This window comes from uncultured Dysgonomonas sp., from assembly GCF_900079725.1.
GTDB lineage: Bacteria > Bacteroidota > Bacteroidia > Bacteroidales > Dysgonomonadaceae > Dysgonomonas.
In genome coordinates this window covers 2,552,078-2,569,471 of record NZ_LT599032.1, presented here as the reverse complement: position 1 = coordinate 2,569,471, position 17,394 = coordinate 2,552,078, and the positions used below count along the sequence as shown (strand labels likewise).

18 protein-coding genes are annotated in these 17,394 nt (G+C 41.2%); 6 read left to right on the top strand and 12 right to left on the bottom strand.

The window, feature by feature from the left end; all coding sequences use genetic code 11:
* Positions 1-8: 8 nt before the first annotated feature.
* Positions 9-593 carry an LEA type 2 family protein gene (locus tag QZL88_RS10665; RefSeq protein WP_296941003.1) on the top strand — a complete coding sequence of 195 codons (585 nt, stop codon included), beginning with the start codon at positions 9-11 and terminating at the stop codon, positions 591-593.
* 52 nt (positions 594-645) lie between these two features.
* The gene (locus QZL88_RS10660) at positions 646-933 is read left to right on the top strand and encodes a GNAT family N-acetyltransferase (RefSeq protein WP_296941002.1); all 288 of its coding nucleotides are present in this window, start codon (positions 646-648) and stop codon (positions 931-933) included.
* Positions 934-1,015: 82 nt separating this feature from the next.
* Here QZL88_RS10660 and QZL88_RS10655 read toward each other — a convergent pair whose 3' ends face one another.
* The 6 genes from QZL88_RS10655 to QZL88_RS10630 all read right to left on the bottom strand — a co-directional run bounded on the left by QZL88_RS10655 (position 1,016) and on the right by QZL88_RS10630 (position 5,729).
* The gene (locus QZL88_RS10655; RefSeq protein ID WP_296941001.1) at positions 1,016-1,657 is read right to left on the bottom strand and encodes a DUF3256 family protein; all 642 of its coding nucleotides are present in this window, start codon (positions 1,655-1,657) and stop codon (positions 1,016-1,018) included.
* 42 nt (positions 1,658-1,699) lie between these two features.
* Positions 1,700-2,599, bottom strand: a complete 900-nt coding sequence (locus QZL88_RS10650; RefSeq protein ID WP_296940999.1) for a DMT family transporter — start codon at positions 2,597-2,599, stop codon at positions 1,700-1,702.
* A 5-nt stretch (positions 2,600-2,604) separates the two neighbouring features.
* On the bottom strand, positions 2,605-3,117 hold the full coding sequence (locus QZL88_RS10645) for a hypothetical protein (RefSeq protein WP_194224120.1): 513 nt from the start codon (positions 3,115-3,117) through the stop codon (positions 2,605-2,607).
* A 4-nt stretch (positions 3,118-3,121) separates the two neighbouring features.
* On the bottom strand, positions 3,122-4,285 hold the full coding sequence (nhaA, locus tag QZL88_RS10640) for a Na+/H+ antiporter NhaA (protein WP_296940994.1): 1,164 nt from the start codon (positions 4,283-4,285) through the stop codon (positions 3,122-3,124).
* The gene (gene truA, locus QZL88_RS10635) at positions 4,272-5,033 is read right to left on the bottom strand and encodes a tRNA pseudouridine(38-40) synthase TruA (protein ID WP_296940992.1); all 762 of its coding nucleotides are present in this window, start codon (positions 5,031-5,033) and stop codon (positions 4,272-4,274) included. The genes nhaA and truA overlap by 14 nt, the downstream gene beginning before the upstream one ends.
* A 75-nt stretch (positions 5,034-5,108) precedes the next feature.
* Entirely contained in the window at positions 5,109-5,729 is a 621-nt protein-coding gene (locus QZL88_RS10630; protein WP_296940990.1) for a DUF5715 family protein, read from the bottom strand.
* 157 nt (positions 5,730-5,886) lie between these two features.
* On the opposite strand from QZL88_RS10630, the gene QZL88_RS10625 reads away from it, so the two are divergent.
* Both QZL88_RS10625 and QZL88_RS10620 read left to right on the top strand, forming a co-directional pair.
* Positions 5,887-6,678 carry an RNA methyltransferase gene (locus QZL88_RS10625; protein ID WP_296940988.1) on the top strand — a complete coding sequence of 264 codons (792 nt, stop codon included), beginning with the start codon at positions 5,887-5,889 and terminating at the stop codon, positions 6,676-6,678.
* A gap of 14 nt (positions 6,679-6,692) precedes the next feature.
* Positions 6,693-7,223, top strand: a complete 531-nt coding sequence (locus tag QZL88_RS10620; RefSeq protein ID WP_296940985.1) for a GNAT family N-acetyltransferase — start codon at positions 6,693-6,695, stop codon at positions 7,221-7,223.
* Positions 7,224-7,268: 45 nt separating this feature from the next.
* Here the strand turns inward: QZL88_RS10620 and QZL88_RS10615 are convergent, their stop codons facing one another.
* The 6 genes from QZL88_RS10615 to QZL88_RS10590 form a co-directional block, all read right to left on the bottom strand.
* A complete protein-coding gene (locus QZL88_RS10615) occupies positions 7,269-7,586 on the bottom strand; it encodes a hypothetical protein (protein WP_296940983.1) in 318 nt (105 codons plus the stop codon).
* Positions 7,587-7,820 (bottom strand): type II toxin-antitoxin system prevent-host-death family antitoxin, encoded by a 234-nt coding sequence (locus QZL88_RS10610; protein ID WP_296940981.1) that lies wholly within the window; start codon positions 7,818-7,820, stop codon positions 7,587-7,589.
* 94 nt (positions 7,821-7,914) lie between these two features.
* Positions 7,915-10,701 carry an excinuclease ABC subunit UvrA gene (gene uvrA / locus QZL88_RS10605; RefSeq protein ID WP_296940979.1) on the bottom strand — a complete coding sequence of 929 codons (2,787 nt, stop codon included), beginning with the start codon at positions 10,699-10,701 and terminating at the stop codon, positions 7,915-7,917.
* Positions 10,702-10,934: 233 nt separating this feature from the next.
* Positions 10,935-13,235, bottom strand: a complete 2,301-nt coding sequence (locus tag QZL88_RS10600; protein ID WP_296940977.1) for a BamA/TamA family outer membrane protein — start codon at positions 13,233-13,235, stop codon at positions 10,935-10,937.
* Positions 13,236-13,325: 90 nt separating this feature from the next.
* Entirely contained in the window at positions 13,326-13,721 is a 396-nt protein-coding gene (locus tag QZL88_RS10595) for a VOC family protein (RefSeq protein ID WP_296940975.1), read from the bottom strand.
* 90 nt (positions 13,722-13,811) lie between these two features.
* Complete coding sequence (locus tag QZL88_RS10590) at positions 13,812-14,537, bottom strand: DUF6597 domain-containing transcriptional factor (protein WP_296940973.1); 726 nt, start codon at positions 14,535-14,537, stop codon at positions 13,812-13,814.
* Between the two features lie 130 nt (positions 14,538-14,667).
* On the opposite strand from QZL88_RS10590, the gene QZL88_RS10585 reads away from it, so the two are divergent.
* Both QZL88_RS10585 and QZL88_RS10580 read left to right on the top strand, forming a co-directional pair.
* Positions 14,668-16,494: a YgiQ family radical SAM protein gene (locus QZL88_RS10585; protein ID WP_296940971.1), complete on the top strand. Its 1,827-nt coding sequence runs from the start codon at positions 14,668-14,670 to the stop codon at positions 16,492-16,494.
* Between the two features lie 54 nt (positions 16,495-16,548).
* Positions 16,549-17,286 (top strand): copper homeostasis protein CutC, encoded by a 738-nt coding sequence (locus tag QZL88_RS10580; RefSeq protein WP_296940969.1) that lies wholly within the window; start codon positions 16,549-16,551, stop codon positions 17,284-17,286.
* The last annotated feature ends 108 nt before the right edge of the window (positions 17,287-17,394 follow it).

The following is a 17,394-nucleotide window of genomic DNA, read 5'->3' as shown; positions in this document are numbered from 1 at the left end:
TTATCAGAATGAAGAAGAGAATTTTAGCATTATTATTAGTTGTAACTACATTGGTTGGTTGCGACAGCGTTCAACAGGGACTAAGAAGTACTTATAACCTGATAAACTGTGAATACAGTTATAAGTCGATTACGGGATTAACCATATCCGGAATGAATCTTTCCAATGGCTTATCCGTAACATCGATTCCTAAGGTAACATCTATTCTATCGGGAACGGCGACTTCTATTCCTCTCAATTTTACATTGAACGTAAATGTGAAGAACCCGAACGAATCGGCAGCATTGTTACATGGCCTTCAATATATCATCAGTGTGGATGATATCGAGTTTACCACCGGTTCTATAAACCAGACTCTGAATATTGCCTCGGGACAGACTCAGACATTACCGCTTACTATCGGAGTAGATCTGGCAACATTGATGAAGAATAACTCGAAAGACGCTGTAACAGAGATTGCCAAAAACTTTCTGGGTATCGGTTCTAAGAAATCGAATGTATCACTACAGCTCAAACCGACATTTATGATCGGTAATACTCCTGTAGCATCACCGATGTATATACCGGTAAGCTTCAGCTTCGGAGGTAATTAATCTGTTGGCTGCAATCGGTCAGCAATATATGTAATTATAAAAAATTATAGTCATGGAATATAACATCATACATAACGAAGAAAAAAGCCGCTTCGAAACAGAAGTGGAAGGCCTCTTATCTCTTGTAGATTACAGAAAGAGGGATAATGTTTTTCTGGTGACGCATACCGAAGTTCCTCCTCAACTGGAAGGACGCGGCATTGCCGGTGCTCTGACCAAGACATTACTCGATTATATCCGGGACAACGGCTATAAGGTACGTCCAATCTGCCCTTATACAAAAGCATATATACAGCGCCATCCTGAGTATGAGGATATCGTGGTAGGAAATGAGGGATAGATATTCCGTATTATAAAAATAAAGAGGGCAGATATTTTAAAATATCTGCCCTCTTTATTTCTATATATTCAAAGGCTGCTTCTTATTTATACGATGACTTATCCCAATTAAATATCTTCGGCTCTTCAATCAGATATGGCTCTATCTTCTTATAATCTTCTTGCGACAGATACTTTTTAATTTCATATATCAGTGTCAAAGAGTTATCGGCAGGAGACAAAGTTATCTTCATCGGATTCATATCCAGCGCTGCATAAGCATTCTTAAAATCCTGTGTATCCCTGTCTGCATCGGCTTTTATAAACCAGTTTTTATCTCTTTTCGGGAATAGGTCTCCCTGATTGATAGGCAACCATTTCGTGGTATAGAACTGTATCTGGCTATCGCAAAGGCTATCTTTTCCGCATACGGTTTTTACGACACATATAATCTTGGAATCGTTTATCAACGGCAGCAGCTTTATCTCTGTTGTACCCACCTCTGAGGTCTGTAATGAAATAAAATCGGACGACATGGCCAGTCTCTTTACTTCTCCGTATGTTTCCCTGTCAATTTTTATTTCTGTTGTATCGCTTGGATTGGATACAAGCAAATCTTTCTGGGCAGCCTCCAATCCGAAGATAATGTTCTCGGGCATAGTAAGGAATATACTGCCTATTTCCTGCGCCGATGTATAGAAAACGCTTGATAATGTAAAGACTATAGTGAATAATATTTTTTTCATTATATATATTGTTTACTGCCGACTGTTAACTGTTGACTGTTTTTATTTCGTCCCCAAATATAGGAAAAACATCGCTACAATTATTAAAACAAGGTCTATAGCTTTTCCTTTTAAGTTTTTTTCATGGAAGAACAGTACTCCTCCGGCAAATGATACCAGTACACTGCTACGCCTTACCATGGATACGATCGAGATCATGGCATCAGAGTCTGTCAATGCATAGAAATATACAAAATCGGCAATGGTAAGGAATACAGATACAAGGATTATACTCCATTTCCACTGGAACGGAGTCGTTTTCTCCCGTTTAGGATACCACAGCGTAAGAAGAACTATCAGCATCAGCAGGCACTGGTATGTATTGAACCAATACTGAACCGCCGTAGAACTGAACTGCTGCATCAGGAACTTATCGTAGAGGCCGCTCACAGCCCCGGCTACAGAAGCCAGAACCATAAAGAATATCCATTTATTCTTATGGAAGCTAATCCCTTCCTTTTTGCCCGAAAGAGAGAGCAGGAAGAAGGAGATAATGGTTATAATTACCCCTATCCACTGGAATAAGTTCAAACGCTCACCGAATATAAACAGCGCGCCCAGCAGTGTCATTACGGGACGGGTGGCATTTATCGGGCCTGTAATGGTCAGGGGCAAATGTTTTATGGCAAAATATCCGAATATCCATGAGGTGAGGACAATGACCGATTTTATAAAGATATACCCGTGGGTTTCAAGAGAGACGGATGGTACATATCCTATCGTACCGCTTAACGTATCGGGCGAAACTTTGGATATAAGGACAAGGGGCAAGAGCAGCAGGGAGCAAAACAGCGTATTGAGAAACAATACAGGTATGACAGCATTTCCGTCAACCGACTTCTTTTTACATATATCATAGCATCCGAGAAAGAATGCCGAAACAAAAGCAAGTGCTAACCACATATAATTTAATTCTCCATTAGATCAATAATCCTTCCCGACTTTATACGGAATGGACCTTCCATATTAATATTTTGTGATTTTACTTCATTTATTTTATCAAAGCAATCATCAATAAGTTGCTGTAGATATTCTTTGTCTGAAGTATCCCAATATTCTCCTTCATCTATTACGATCAGGTCTTCGAAATGAGGAGCTATTTTTCGCAATACGGATATTATTTTTATATGGATATCTATATCGGCAAACTGCGTTTTGCAATAATCTTGTATATAATAATTTTCATCAAATTCGAAAATAAGAGGATCTGTATTTTCATGAGGTTGAAGTCTTATTCCTTTCACAGAGCTTACATAATCCCATTCCTGTTCATCTTTTACACGCTTTAATAATTTCTTGCTTTCCTCAAAGACAGAGTATGACATATTATTAAACTCCGAAAATTCCTGTATTATTTCTATTACATCATTAAAATCATTTGCAGATTTCAACTTTCCTTCATAGTGTATTGTTACCCCCATTGCTTTATCCCTTTTCTTTCTTCAACACATTACTCAACCATGCATAACCAATAATTCCCGATGCCAGAGACGCCAATAATATCATCAATTTCGACTCATTGATATAATGCACATTTCCTTTGAATGCCAGTAAAGTAATAAATATAGACATAGTGAATCCTATACCTCCCAGCATACCTGCTCCCAGCAATGCTTTCCAGTTCACACCCCTCGGAAGTGAGCATAAGCCTGTTTTCACCGATATAAAGCTGAATAGTGTTATACCTAAAGGCTTGCCAACAATCAGACCTAAGAGGATACCCACTGCGAACGGCTCCCCTATCGACTGGTCCCAGTTGCCCTCTATTACCATAGCTGTATTTGCTAAAGCGAATACCGGTAATACGAAGAATGCGACCGGATAGTGCAAAGCATGCTGCATCCTGTTCGACAAGCATTTCGCGTCCCCTCTTTTGAACGGGATTGTTATGGCGAGCAATACCCCTGCAATAGTCGCATGCACACCCGAGTGAAGCATACAATACCACATAATGAGACCGCCTATAAGATAAGGGATAAGATTGGTTACTTTGAATTTCTTATTCAGGGTGAGCAATAACACAAACATGCCCAATGCGATAATCAGGTACACCCACGCCAGTGACGTCGTGTAAAATATAGCGATAACGATTATAGCTCCCAAATCGTCGATAACAGCCAGAGCAGTAAGAAATACTTTCAGCGAAACAGGTACGCGGTTGCCAAGCAAAGACAGTACACCAAGAGCAAAAGCAATATCCGTTGCCATAGGTATCCCAAATCCGGCGTGTGTATCCGTTCCGAAGTTGAGGGACATATACATTGCCGCGGGAATCAACATTCCTCCCAATGCCCCCGAAATGGGCAGCATGGCCCTTTTTATATTCGACAACTCACCTTCATAAATCTCCTGGATCAGTTCCAATCCTACCAAAAGGAAGAAAATAGCCATCAATCCGTCGTTTATCCATTCTGCGACAGTATGGCTGCCTGCATGAAAATCCCATATCCCGCGATAACCTTCCCCTATACTGGAGTTGGCCAGCAGTATCGATATTAATGTGCATACGATGAGAGTAAGTCCTCCCGACTTTTCACTCTCCATAAATCTACGCAGCGTTCTGCCACTTAAAAGGTTAGATATCCTCATCGTCTTTAAATATATCGTTATTATATTCTATTTCTTCCAGAAAGAGGGCATGTCCCGGAACAGAAGTCCCGGCTTTACACCTGTCTTTAGCTTCAATAATGCGCCGGAAATCATCTGTGGTTATCTTTCCGCGTCCCGCTTCAAGCAGTGTTCCCACGAGGGAACGTACCATATTACGCAAAAAACGGTTTGCCTTGATGGTGAATATATAATCGTTCCCGGCCTGTTCCCACCGGGCAAGCATAATCGTGCAGTTATTCGTTTTCACATCGGTATGCAGCTTACTGAAGCTGGTAAAATCCTCGTAATCGAATAATACCTTTGCACAGGCATTCATTGCTTCTATATCCGGATTTCCGTATATCTTATATTTCAGATGGTGCAGAAAAGGGTCTTTTTCGGTTGTAATATAATATCTGTACAGCCTCGATGCGGCATCGAAACGCGCGTGGGCATCCGGCTTTACGTCTATTACTTTTTGTATGGCAATATCTTTTGGCAACAGGCTATTCAGTTTATTTGCCAGCAATAGCAGATCCGTAATTTCCTGTTCGCTGTCGAAATGCGCTGTCATCATACGGGCATGTACACCTGCATCCGTACGCCCGGCGCCCACAATAGATACCGGCACACGCAGCAAGGTGGACAACGCTTTTTCTATTGTTTCCTGCACCGATACGCCATTTGGCTGTATCTGCCATCCACAATAGTTTTCCCCGTTGTATGATAAATATATTAAGTAACGCATTTTTTAATGTATTAATAGATTAATATGCCAATGTGCCAATTAGTTCATCGGCATATTGCCACATTAGTATATTGTTTACCTTACCGTTATATGAAAACAAGACTGTTTTCTCTCGTGCTTCACATAACATCTGTCGCGTTGCCGCAGGTCGTGAAGGACCTGTCCCAGTACGGCTTTTAGCCTGCCATCGTCAAGAGTACGCGGATCTGATGGATTTACCTTCTCGAACCGTGTCCAGGCAATATCGAATGTCGTGGCATAGCGGTGTGTCGAGTTGTCGCTCGTATTCCTGTTACGCCTCGAAAGTCCTTTTACATCGTCATCCGTACGTGTAATACTGGTAACAATCGGCTTATATAAGACCATTTTTTTGCTGATAAGCGAATCCCTGAAATTAAGGCAGATATCCGACAACAGGGTTGCCGCTTTCGGTACGAGGAAAGGCATCGAGTGCTTCAGCTTATCCACCTTGTATATGTCCAGCTCATTCGGTATACGTACCAATTGTCCTTCATACAAGGCTGTATCGGCTCTGGAAACCAGGGGGCCTACCCCATTTGCCATGGCTGCTTCAATCTGGACATCCTGCAAATCGGCAAACGTTTTATTGTAATTCCCGTTAAAACGGCTATATTTCCTTACTTCAGCTACTGGCTTTTCCTCGTCGCTCTGCCCTTTCGAGCTACAACTTATCATAGATAGAATACCGATTGAAAGTATCCACATATATCTCATAAATCTCCTTAATTTTGATTTTTCCGGCACAAAGGTACAAAATAACCGCCTTAGTTGTTATTTTTGTCTTTGCCTTTTATGGCAACCCGATTAAAAATGAAAAGGATATAAGAAACAAATGGAAAAAATAACCAGCCTGCAAAACCCAAGAATAAAGAATATTGTAAAACTTGCAAAAAGCAAAGAGCGCAAGGAGCAAAACCTCTTCCTGATAGAAGGAGCAAGGGAATTGAGCCTAGCCATGACGGCTGATTATGAGATAAATTCGGTATATGTCTGCCCGGAATTATTCCGGAAGACTGATTATCCCGATGTTCTCGATTCTATCGGTGAAAACAAACTGTTCGAAGTATCGGAGACGGTATTCGAAAAGATTGCATACCGTGAAGGTTCGGACGGGCTACTGACTCTTGCCAGACCGAAAAACCATACTTTAAACGATCTGAAACTATCTGAAACTCCTTTTATTATCATACTCGAATCGGTAGAGAAACCCGGTAACCTGGGGGCAATACTCCGTACGGCCGATGCGGCGCAGGCTGATGCCGTTATCATCTGCGACCCTGCCACCGACCTGTACAACCCCAATGCTATACGTTCCAGTGTAGGCTGCCTTTTCACCGTGCAAACGGCAGTGTGCTCGTCACAGGAGGCTCTGGATTTCCTCCGGGATAAGAAAATAAAATCGTTTGCCGCCGAGTTGCAGGCTTCACAATGGTATCAGGATACGGATTTTTCTATTCCGTCGGCTATAGTAATGGGTACGGAAGCGGACGGACTGACTGATTTCTGGCTCACGAATGCGGACGCAAGGATAAAAATACCGATGCGGGGAAAAATAGATTCGCTGAATGTCTCCGTTTCCACTGCCGTTCTCACCTTTGAGGCTATGAGACAACGTGGTTTTTAAAGAGTAAAAGACGCATGATTATAGAAAAAGGGACAATAAACGATATAGATGAACTGGAAGATCTATACAACGATTTGAATGATTATCTGGAATCGAACATCAATTATCCCGGCTGGATAAAACATATTTACCCTATACGGCAGACAGCACTTACCGGAGTTGAAGACGACAGCCTGTTTGTCTTAAAAACCGCCGGCAGGATAGCCGGCAGCATTATTCTGAACCATAAGCCGGAAACAGCCTATGAAGAAGCATACTGGAAGGTATCTGCGGATTACAAAGATGTATTTGTAGTACACACTCTTGTAGTACATCCACATTTTATACAAAAAGGTGTAGCGTTTAAACTTATGACTTTTGCAAAGGAATATGCAATTCAGCAAAAAATGAGATCAATCCGGTTGGATGTCTCCGAAAACAATACAGCAGCCATATCATTATATGAAAAACTAGGCTATACATATATAGCCACGGTCGATTTACAACTGGGATATGAACATCTGAAATGGTTCAGATTATATGAATTGTTATTGGAAAGTGTTTAAAGCTATATCGATTGGACTTAAATCTAAAATTTTAGGGATAAGCAGCTAGAAATACTGTGCACAATTATGATTATTCCCAATATAGAAAATCAGGTATGTATCCTCTTGCTTTAAAAAGAATACATACCAGGATGTATTGCTATTTCTTTTGTAGACAACATAAGATAATCCCTGACTATATTTCTCGAAATGTCTCGGTGCCTGTTTCTTTACCTTTCTATGGATAGACAATTCTATCTGCTCAAATATCCAATCGACATAATCGTATGCAAACTCCTTAAAACCAAAATATTCTTTGTCGTAAAGGATGTCGACCAGTTCGTTTAAATACTCGGCTACATTCCTGTGATAAACTACTTTCACCTATTTAGAAAATAATTTATCGATGTGTTGATGTACTTGTTCTTTGATTTGTTCTCCGGATACAAAGTCTTCGGACAATACCGGTGTATTTATATATATATCAGAAGACTTCACGGGAGTAATCGCATACGCCTTGTCACGTCCCCGTTGAACAATGATTTGTTCGCCCCTATCGGCTCTGTCCATATATTCGGCTTGTTTGTCTCTGAATTCTCTACTACTTATTACTAACATAATATATAAGATTTTTGCGCACCAATACGGTACCATATTGGTACAAATATAGTAATTAATCCGAAAGAAAGAATCAGATTTACTGTTATAGTTATTAAAGTTTCTCCTTAAGGAAACGTCCGGTATATGACTTCTCACATTTAGCAATCTTCTCAGGAGTACCTTCACAGACCACATAGCCACCTTCTTTTCCCCCTTCGGGACCTATATCAATAATATGATCGGCACATTTGATAACATCCATGTTATGCTCAATGATAACAATGGTATGCCCCCTTTTTATCAGCGAATCGAACGCTTTCAACAGGGTTTTTATATCATGGAAATGTAATCCTGTAGTAGGCTCATCGAATATAAAAAGAGTAGGCTCCGGCTTCTCGTCTACAAGGTGGAACGCCAGTTTCACGCGCTGGTTTTCCCCACCTGAAAGGGATGAAGACGACTGTCCTAATTTTACATATCCAAGCCCTACATCCTGCAATGGTTTCAGGCGTTTCACTATTTTCTTTTCCGTGTTGCCTTTTCCTTCTTCAAAGAATTCGATAGCCTGATCTATTGTCATTTCCAGTACATCGTGGATACTCGCTCCCCTGTATTGTACATCCAATACATCCTGCTTGAAACGTCTTCCCTTGCATACATCACATTCGAGTAGTACATCCGCCATAAACTGCATCTCTACCAGTATCTTACCTTCCCCTGCACATTCCTCGCATCTTCCGCCTTCTACATTGAAGGAGAAGAAAGCCGGAGTAAAGTGTAATTGTTTTGCCAGAGGCTGCTCTGCAAATAACTTGCGGATCTCATCATAAGCTTTTATATAGGTCACAGGATTAGAACGGGAGGAACGCCCGATAGCATTCTGGTCTACCATTTCTATATCCTTTATCAGCTTCAGGTCACCTTCCAACCCATTGTATTGAACTATCTGATCACCCTTACCCTTATAATGACGCTCCAAGGCGGTATAGAAAACATCACAGACCAATGATGATTTACCGGAACCGCTGACACCCGTAACCACAGTCATTACATTTAGCGGGAACTTCACATTGATATTTTTCAGATTATTTTGCCGTGCACCTTTTATCTCTATGAAATTATTCCACTTGCGCCTTACTTTTGGAACATCTATCTTTTCTTCTCCATTCAGATAGCGGACAGTATAACTTTCGGTATGCTTCTGCAGGCCGGCCACATCTCCCTGATATACGATTTCACCGCCTAAACGGCCGGCTTTGGGCCCTATATCGATAATATAGTCGGCTGCACGTATAATCTCTTCATCGTGCTCTACCACAACGACCGTATTCCCTATCGACTTGAGCTCCTGCAATACGTTAATCAATAAATCGGTATCACGGGAATGCAATCCTATACTCGGTTCATCGAGTATATAAAGCGAACCCACAAGACTGCTTCCCAGCGACGTGGCCAGGTTGATACGCTGGCTCTCTCCTCCAGAGAGGGAATTCGACAAACGATTTAAAGTAAGGTATCCCAAGCCAACATTCATAAGATACAGGATGCGGATATTTATATCGGTTAACAGGCGCTTAGCGATAGCTGCATCCGTTTCATTGAGATCAAGGGAATCAAAAAATACTTTCAGTTCGGATATAGGCATCAATACGAGGTCGGCAATAGTCTTACCGCCTACTTTTACGTACAATGCCTGAGGTTTCAGCCGCGAACCTTTGCAAGCCGGACAAGTCGTTTTTCCCCGGTAACGGGCAAGCATTACACGGTATTGTATCTTATACTGGTTTTCTTCCACCATTTTGAAGAAATCGTCTATGCCGTGCAAGCCTCTCGCACCATGCCAGAGCAAATCCCTCTCGCTATCCGATAATTCGAAATAAGGACGGTGAACAGGGAAATTATGTTTAGAAGCAGCATGGATAAACTCCATCTTCCATTCGCTCATTTTCTCGCCTTTCCAGCAGACTACAGCGTCTTCATATACAGACAGGCTTTTATTAGGAATCACAAGATCTTCATCTATCCCCATCACACGGCCAAAGCCTTCACAAACGGGGCAAGCTCCTACCGGGCTATTGAAACTGAACATCAGGTCGGACGGTTCTTCAAACTGAATGCCATCAGCCTCGAAATGCCTCGAAAAATCGAAACTTTCAACTTTATCCCCTATATAGAAACGAATCACACAGTCACCCTCTCCTTCGAAGAAAGCGGTTTCTATGGATTCCGAGAAACGGCTGATGTTGGCCGCGTCTTTATCGCAGGTAAGGCGGTCGATAAGCAGAAGTAGTTCGTCCGCTTTATATTTGGTGTTGGATGCAAGAACATCCTCAATCCGTTCAAATTTACCGGATATCTCTACTCTAGAGAAACCTTCCTTCTGTAAAATTTCGAGTTGTTCATTCAAAGACCTGCCGTCGCGGAGAATTATTTTAGTCAGAATTGCAAGCCTTATATCTTCCGGATACGACTGCATTTTTTCGACAATATCGCTCACCTGATGCTTCTTCACCTCCTGCCCCGATACGGGAGAAATAGTCTTCCCTATACGGGCAAAGAGCAACCGCAAATATTCATATATCTCTGTCGAAGTACCCACCGTGGAACGCGGGTTGCGGGCGCTTACCCGTTGCTCGATTGCAATAGCCGGCGGAATGCCTTTGATATAGTCACTCTCAGGTTTATTCATACGGCCGAGAAACTGACGGGCATACGACGATAAACTTTCCACATAGCGGCGTTGGCCTTCTGCATAGAGCGTATCGAATGCAAGCGAAGACTTACCCGAACCGGATAGTCCTGTAATTACGACAAATTTATTACGGGGTATTTCTACATCAATGTTTTTCAGATTGTTTACCCGTGCGCCTTTTATAAATATATTTTTCTCTTCTGACATAATCTCTTCAAAAAATGGATACAAAATTACGAAAAAATAAGCGCATTACCTTAGTTGGCTAATTTAAAGGAATCTAAAATATCCGAAATTCTCAGAAATAAATATAATTTATACATAAAAGATCTATGCATAGGAACTTTTAGCCGATAACTCTTTGAAAGTTTATGTTTCTGTCCAAAGAGATAAGTAATAAAATACAAGGTATAACTGAAGCTTGTTTAAGTATAAATAAATCAGAATGGATATCCTATCCCGAAGTGCCATGCCATATTATTCAGCCTTGGCTTGAACAAGATAAAGCGATCCGACTGGTCCCTCCCCGGGTCATAGGCTTTCATCCCCGCGTCGAAACGGAGAAGCAGGAAGCTTAAATCCATGCGTAAACCGAGCCCATAAGACACACCAATTTCTTTATAGAACGACTTGAACTTGAATTGTCCTCCGGGCTGCTCCTCATAATTGATTAGTGTCCATATATTCCCGGCATCGATGAATTGGGCAAATTCGAAAAGGTCGGTTACCTTCATCCTATTCTCAATATTGAACTCAAGTTTCATATCTCCGGCCTGGTTTACAAAATCGCTATTTCCCTGACGTTTATATGACCCGGGACCCAACGAGCGGGTACTCCATCCCCTTACACTGTTAGCCCCTCCCGAAAAGAAACGTCGTTCGAAAGGCAAGATTCCGGAATTACCGTAAGGTTGCGCAAGTCCCAGTCCCAGATGATAAGCGACTGAATGTTTCTTCGAAAAATAAAATGTGTGAGAATAATCCACACTTCCTTTTACATATTCTGCATATGCTACACCCAAAATCATCTTTTCCCCGAATTCATTCTCTTTTGCCCCGCCGATTGTCGTCGCCAGACGAGGTAAAGCCCCTGCTACTTCTACCGACATCCGTAATGAATAGGTAGGATACAGACCAGTGAAGCGGCGTCCGTTTACCAAAGTAACGGTATAAGCAGTACGTGCCACCAGCTTGTCGCTATAACTCTCCCTCAACAAGACATTATTAGTAGAATCGAGGTAATTCTTCTGGAAATAATCTGATACCCACGGCATACGGATATAGTTTACATCGAGTAAATCCAAACCGTGGCGGAGTCTGTTTTTATATGTATTCCAGCTATAATTTACACCTAAGTTAAAAAACTGTCGGGTATACTCCTGCCTGTGCTGATTATTCAATCCCACAGTAAACCGAGTACTGGAAGATGGCAGCTCTCTCCAGTTTTTCTTTAACCAGGGGAAGAGAAACTGAGGGAAGGTTAGGCCTGTTTCTATTCCGTATTCATAAAAGTTGCTACTCATTACATCCCCGCTCTTGTCTCCGGCGATGAACTCATAAGCACCTTTTAGCTTGATACTCAATTGTTCCGACCCGTTAAACAAGTTCTGATGCTGGTATGAAATACTTGGGGCAATACCTATATCTCCGGCGGTATTCGTTCCGTCCAGCCCGGCTTTGAACCAGTGAGCATTGGCAGGAAGCAGTATAATTGTAGCATCTAGCAGGCGCGTACTATCTTCGGGCGAAGGCTGAGTCGTAATATTCACCTGTTTAATAGCCTCCATATTTGTATAGGCTTCGTAGGTACGGGTTATATTGTAATCGGAATAATATGCTCCCTTCTTCAAATAATTGTTGCGTAACACAGCTGAATTCCGCAGGAACTTATTTCTTCCACGTATTATCTTAGTCCCATAATAGTCCGTCGTATCGGCATTCCTGTAAAACCAGCGGTTCGTATTTATTTGCCCTCCCGAACCGGATACATTATCAATAGAATTGATCCCTGAAATAATCGTAATATTATTCAGTTTGTAGCGAGGATAAGGCAAACTGTCCTTATTCGGATAAATATCGAGATATAAATCCACTTCATGCGAATTAAGTGTAGTATCGGCACGGAAATATACATACTCCTTCGAGAAAGTCGAATAGCCCACATTACGCATAATGGTATTTACCCGCAGACGCTCTTCCTCCAACATGTCCATATCGAACATATCTCCCTTTTTCAACAGGGGCTCGATAGGTATCTTACCCATAATACGGGCCATAGTCGTATCACCTATCTGGTGCGTATAGTTACGGACACGATATGGAATACCTCCTTTCAGATTATAGGTAACAGACATTTTCTTCCCTTTCACTTTCAGGGTAGTATCAGCTTCGGCATTCAGATAGCCCTGGTTATTCAATTGCTTCTTCAACTGATTTTGCGACATGATTGTCTGCGATGCACTATACAAGACGGGAGCCTGTCCCAGCTTTTGTATAGTACGGTTTATCCACTTACTTGTATCCTGTCCGGCCATATTATATATGCCCAGACGGACTTTTCCAAGCAAAGGAAGACTCGTGTTAGGCTGCTGACGAACGAAATCTTCTAAATCGGCCGTAGCATTTTTAGTGTCATGCTTGATCTGATAACTATCCAACAGATAGCGTCCTTCCGGAATGTTCTTAGTAGTATTACATGCCGCAAGGATAAAGACAAAAGATATAAATGTAAGTTTTCTCATCAAGAATATTAACGTTTTACAAATATACAATGTTTTTGTTAACTCTTGATAAAACGAATTTCTTAGCCTATTATTTAAGAAAAACCTACACTATTTTGTATTTTCCTGAGAAAAAGTCAGAATATAACCGTTACAGTCCTCAATTGCGAAATCGGTAGATCCATAGAATGTCTCATGCATTTCTTTTGCAATAGTGACCTTTTCTTTGAACTTTCCATACAACCCATGAATATCGGATACATGAATGTAGAAGGTCAATCCCCCACCTTGCGGAAATTTTGCGAGCTGTGGATATTCTTCTTTCAGGCTGTTTTCTTCCTGAAACATAAACATAACATTTCCGGACTGTACGATTGCAAATACCAAATCGTTTCCCGATTCGGAAACGGAATCAACAAGTTTGAAACCGAGAATTGTTGTATAAAAATCAACTGTCTGACGAACGTTCCTGACCATCAGGTTCGGAGTAGAATCATTTAATATCATATTCTCTAATTTTAAGTTTATATGTATTTGGAAATCATCATCAAAAGTAGAGAATATAGATCATAGGATTTGTGTAAAAAAACGACAATCTTACAGTTCCGAAGGCAAAGACCCGGAGAGCCGTTTAAACTCTTTTATCAAATGAGCATGATCATAATAACCACAATCAACTGCTGTGTTAAAAAGACTTTGATTAATTCCTGACTTTAAAAATTGGCGGGTATTCCTGAATTTGAAAATACGGCTGAATGCTTTTGGAGAGATTCCTATATCGGCCAGAAACCTGCGTTCAAATTGCCGTTTGCTCAGACAAGCCTTTTCTGCAATAATCGGTATCGATATGTTTCCCTTACTTTGTTTTATCAGCGATATGGCATAATCAATCCTTTCATCCAACGGAGACAATTTCGGAAGCCGGCTTAATAAATAGTTATCCACAAAAGAGATAATATCTGTTGTACTCCTTTCCCAGGGAATATCTTCACCGAAAGACTTATCAAATACCGATTCCGTAGAGAAAAGTTCGACCCGCGAATCAGTAAATTCGTTTACAGGCACACGGGTAAAAGCCGTTATTCCTCCCGGTTTGAAGCGAATCCCTATAAACCTGACCTCTCCCAGATATGCTATTTCCAGAAAAGTAGTCATAGTACCCACAATGTGAGGGAGAGACTGCCGGTGAAATGAAAATATAATATCTACGCAACCATCAGGCAATATACGCCGCTTAATCTCGTTCTCAGCAAAATCTGTCGAAGACCAATAGGTTTCGATATATCTGCTTAAAAGTGGATGTGGTAGATGCTCAATGTACATTTCCTTGCTTTATATGACTAATTTTGGAAGGGATAAAGATAAATGGAAATGTTCAACAACGAACTAAAAAGTTAAGAATACTCATATTTGAATCATAAATCTGGAAAAAGCAATACCTTTGTGGCTGATTATGAAAGAATACCGACTGACCGACTGGCAACCGACCACAAAAAAAGAAGTGGAACTCAGAGGATGGGACGAACTGGATGTTATCCTTTTCTCAGGAGACGTATATATAGACCACCCGTCTTTTGGAGCAGCAGTCATAGGACGCATGCTTGAAGCCGAAGGGCTGAAGGTAGCCATCATACCACAGCCGAACTGGCGGGACGATCTGCGCGACTTCAAAAAACTGGGTAAACCGCGCCTTTTCTTCGGGGTAACAGCCGGAGCAATGGACTCGATGATAAACCACTATACGGCGAACAAGCGACTGCGCTCCGACGATGCCTATACGCCTGATGGAAAGGCAGGGATGCGCCCCGACAGGGCCTCCATTGTCTATTGCAATATTCTGAAAGAGCTTTTTCCCGATGTACCTGTATTATTAGGGGGAATAGAGGCATCCTTACGCAGGGTAACGCACTACGATTACTGGGATGATAAATTATATAAATCTATACTTATCGACTCAAAAGCGGATCTGCTGGTATATGGCATGGGTGAGAATCCATTGAAAAAGATAGTTTCGGAGCTCAAGAACGGCAAATCTCTCGATGAATTAAGAGATATGCCACAAACGGCATATCTATGTGCTAAAAACGCTTTAAAACAGCAAACAGACGGAAAAGATATCTATTTGGCTTCCCATGAAGAGTGCCTTGCCGATAAACTTAAACAAGCAGGCAATTTTCGCATTGTAGAAGAGCAATCGAATATGATGAATGCTTCGCGCATTATACAGATATACGATGAAAAGGCGGTAATAATCAACCCTCCCTACCCTCCCATGTCTGAAAAAGAGATAGATGCCTCGTTCGATCTGCCATATACCCGCCTGCCCCATCCGAAATACAAAGGAAAAACCATTCCGGCTTTTGAGATGATAAAATTCTCGGTAAATATGCACCGGGGATGTTTCGGTGGATGTGCCTTTTGTACCATATCGGCACATCAGGGAAAATTCATTGCCTCCCGCTCGAAAAAATCGATACTCAACGAGGTAAAACAAATCACGGAAATGCCAGATTTCAAGGGATATTTAAGTGATCTGGGAGGCCCTTCGGCAAACATGTATAAAATGAAAGGCAGGGATGAAAACATTTGCGCTAAATGCAAACGCCCCTCATGTATTCATCCGAAGATATGCAAAAACCTCGATGTAGACCATTCACACCTTTTGGATATTTATAAAGCTGTGGATTCCCTGCCGAAAATCAAGAAATCATTTATCGGCAGTGGAGTGCGCTATGACATGTTGTTACACCGGAATGACGATGACCGGTTAAACAAAATATCCGACAAATACACGAAGGAGCTGATATTAAATCACGTCTCCGGCAGACTAAAAGTGGCTCCGGAACATACATCCGACAAGGTGCTAAACTGTATGCGCAAACCAAGCTTCTCGCAGTTTCATACATTTAAGAGAATATTCGATAAGATTAATTCCGAAAGCGGATTAAAACAGCAGCTTATCCCTTATTTTATATCATCCCATCCGGCTTGTACAGAAATAGATATGGCGGAGCTAGCCTCCGAGACAAAGCCTTTGGGCTTTAAACTGGAACAGGTTCAGGACTTTACACCTTCGCCAATGACAGTGGCTACAGAAATTTATTATACCGGTTATCATCCTTATACACTCGAAAAAGTATATACGGCACGAACCAAAGAGCAAAAGCTGGCTCAGCGCCAATACTTTTTCTGGTACGACAAAAACTATAGACCTCAGATTATCAAGTCATTGAAGAAGTTGAAAAGGGAGGATTTATTGAAAAAGTTATCTATTTATTAAAGATTTAAACAGTCAAACATCTGAATATCAAACATTTAATTAAAAAACAATCATATGATTACACTTGAAGTTTGCGCCAATTCAACGCAATCGGCTATAAATGGACAAAAAGGAGGAGCAATCAGAGTCGAATTATGTGATAATCTGAGCGAAGGAGGGACTACCCCTTCCCTATCACAGATGCAAAATACAAGGCAACTAATTAATATTCAATTAAATGTACTTATCCGTCCGCGTGAAGGAGACTTTCTGTATAGCGATCTGGAGTTTGAAATAATGAAACAAGACATTCATCATTGCGGACAAGCCAAATGTGATGGTGTTGTATTCGGAATATTGAATCCGGATGGAAGCATCGATAAAAAACGAAATCAAGAATTAGTAAACATTGCGCATAAATACAATATGACTACTACTTTTCACCGTGCTTTTGACAGATGTAATAATTTGTTCGATTCGTTAGAAGATATTATAGGATTGGGATGTGACCGCATACTTACATCAGGCGGGATGGAATCTGCGCCAGAAGGAAAAGAGATATTAAAGAAATTAATCGGTCAGGCTGACCAAAGGATAATAATCATGCCCGGAGGAGGCATCACGGAAAACAATATTTCGGAGCTGGTTAAAGCTACCGATTTAAAAGAATTTCATGGTTCGTTCCGAAGCAGGTACAACGGAGGGATGCAATACAAATCACCTGTTTTTACAAACGAAGAAGAAGAATATAGCATGCTTCTGACCGATCCCGAAAAAGTTAAACAGGCGTTGGAAAATGCCAATAATATTTAAATAGCCATCATATCTAATGATGGCACATTCATAAGCATAAAGTAATTATCGCAAGAAATACAATAAAATACTAACTTTGCATCCGAATTAATTTTATCCAAAGAAAAA